Genomic DNA, 2,500 nt, shown 5'->3' with positions numbered 1-2,500 from the left:
CAGTTCCCTTTAATGGATAACTTCTATATTTTGGTTGATTTTATTGCAAAAAAAAATCCTCAACAAATAAATGTTGAGGATTCTCTAAAAAAGGCGACGACCTACTCTTCCACAATGTAGTACCATCGGCGCAAATGGGCTTAACTTCTCTGTTCGGAATGGTAAGAGGTGAGCCCCATCGCTATAATCACCTTAAGCTTTGGTCCCGCATTTGTTGCGGGATTTCTTTTTAGTAGCCTTTACGGCATATAAAAAGATAAATATCTTAACATATTGAAAAAATTACATGAATGTATTGTATGTACTCTAAAAAAACAGGCGTACAATAAGCCTATGGGTTATTAGTATCACTCGGCTATGACATTACTGCCTTTACACCTATGACCTATCAACGTAGTCATCTCCTACGACCCTTTAAAGAAATCTCATCTTGTGGTGGGTTTCGCGCTTATATGCTTTCAGCGCTTATCCCTTCCAAACGTAGCTACTCTGCAATGCTCCTGGCGGAACAACAGATACACCAGAGGTTTGTCCATTCCGGTCCTCTCGTACTAGGAACAGATCCACTCAAATTTCTAACGCCCACAGTAGATAGAGACCGAACTGTCTCACGACGTTCTGAACCCAGCTCGCGTGCCACTTTAATGGGCGAACAGCCCAACCCTTGGGACCTTCTCCAGCCCCAGGATGTGACGAGCCGACATCGAGGTGCCAAACCCCCCCGTCGATATGAGCTCTTGGGGGAGATCAGCCTGTTATCCCCGGCGTACCTTTTATCCTTTGAGCGATGGCCCTTCCATGCGGAACCACCGGATCACTATGCTCTACTTTCGTACCTGATCGACTTGTAGGTCTCTCAGTCAAGCTCCCTTATGCCATTGCACTCTACGCACGATTACCAACCGTACTGAGGGAACCTTTAGAAGCCTCCGTTACTCTTTTGGAGGCGACCACCCCAGTCAAACTACCCACCAAGCACTGTCCCTTCGTTAGAAGGTTAGACTCTAGATAAGCAAAGGGTGGTATTTCAACAATGACTCCACAACGCCTAGCGACGCCGCTTCAAAGTCTCCCACCTATCCTACACATTACTTATCCAAAACCAATACTAAGCTATAGTAAAGGTGCACGGGGTCTTTTCGTCCCACTGCGGGTAATCGGCATCTTCACCGATACTACAATTTCACCGAGCTCATGGCTGAGACAGTGTCCAGATCGTTGCACCATTCGTGCAGGTCGGAACTTACCCGACAAGGAATTTCGCTACCTTAGGACCGTTATAGTTACGGCCGCCGTTTACTGGGGCTTCATTTTAGATCTTCGCCGAAGCTAAACCCTCCACTTAACCTTCCAGCACCGGGCAGGTGTCAGGCCATATACGTCATCTTTCAATTTAGCATAGCCCTGTGTTTTTGATAAACAGTCGCCTGGACCTTTTCACTGCGGCCACCCCGAAGGGTGGCGACCTTTCTCCCGAAGTTACAGGTCTATTTTGCCTAGTTCCTTAGCCATGAATCTCTCGAGCTCCTTAGAATTCTCATCCCAACTACCTGTGTCGGTTTAGGGTACGGGCTGCTTCATTCGCTTTTCTTGGAAGTCGCTTTTCTGGATTATCACCGCGACCGTAGTCTTAGTGTACTATCGAGGTGTTACCACTCTCTTCAACGAACTATTCCGTCAGTTCGCACCAAATTTACGCCTCCGTCACTTTTAGTATGAGCAGGTACAGGAATATTAACCTGTTGTCCATCCACTACCCCTTTCGGGTTCGCGTTAGGTCCCGACTAACCCTCAGCTGATTAGCATAGCTGAGGAAACCTTAGTCTTTCGGAGTGCGGGTTTCTCGCCCGCATTATCGTTACTTATGCCTACATTTTCTTTTGTAGCTACTCCAGCATGCCTCACAGCACACCTTCAACGCCACTACAATGCTCCCCTACCACTTATTAATAAGTCCATAGCTTCGGTAATATGTTTATGCCCGATTATTATCCATGCCGAACCGCTCGACTAGTGAGCTGTTACGCACTCTTTAAATGAATGGCTGCTTCCAAGCCAACATCCTAGCTGTCAAAGCAGTTCAACCTCGTTTTTTCAACTTAACATATATTTTGGGACCTTAGCTGATGGTCTGGGTTCTTTCCCTCTCGGACATGGACCTTAGCACCCATGCCCTCACTGCTGATTATCATTTTATAGCATTCGGAGTTTGTCAGGAATTGGTAGGCGGTGAAGCCCCCGCATCCAATCAGTAGCTCTACCTCTATAAAACTATAAATCAACGCTGCACCTAAATGCATTTCGGGGAGTACGAGCTATTTCCGAGTTTGATTGGCCTTTCACCCCTACCCACAGGTCATCCGAACACTTTTCAACGTATATCGGTTCGGGCCTCCACTGTATGTTACTACAGCTTCACCCTGCCCATGGGTAGATCACACGGTTTCGCGTCTACCACTACTAACTAAAGCGCCCTATTCAGACTCGCTTTCGCTACGGA

At 47.0% G+C, this 2,500-nt stretch carries 2 rRNA genes (1 of these 2 running past the window's edge); both read right to left on the bottom strand.

The features are described 5' to 3' along the window. Positions 1-88: 88 nt before the first annotated feature. Positions 89-195 (bottom strand): 5S ribosomal RNA (rrf, locus tag FG167_RS09485). 126 nt (positions 196-321) lie between these two features. After that, a 23S ribosomal RNA gene (locus tag FG167_RS09480) occupies positions 322-2,500 on the bottom strand (it continues 643 nt past the right edge of the window).

This window comes from Lacinutrix sp. WUR7, assembly GCF_016864015.1.
GTDB lineage: Bacteria > Bacteroidota > Bacteroidia > Flavobacteriales > Flavobacteriaceae > Oceanihabitans.
The sequence above is the reverse complement of the archived record's forward strand: the minus strand, read 5'-3'. Positions and strand labels throughout refer to the sequence as shown.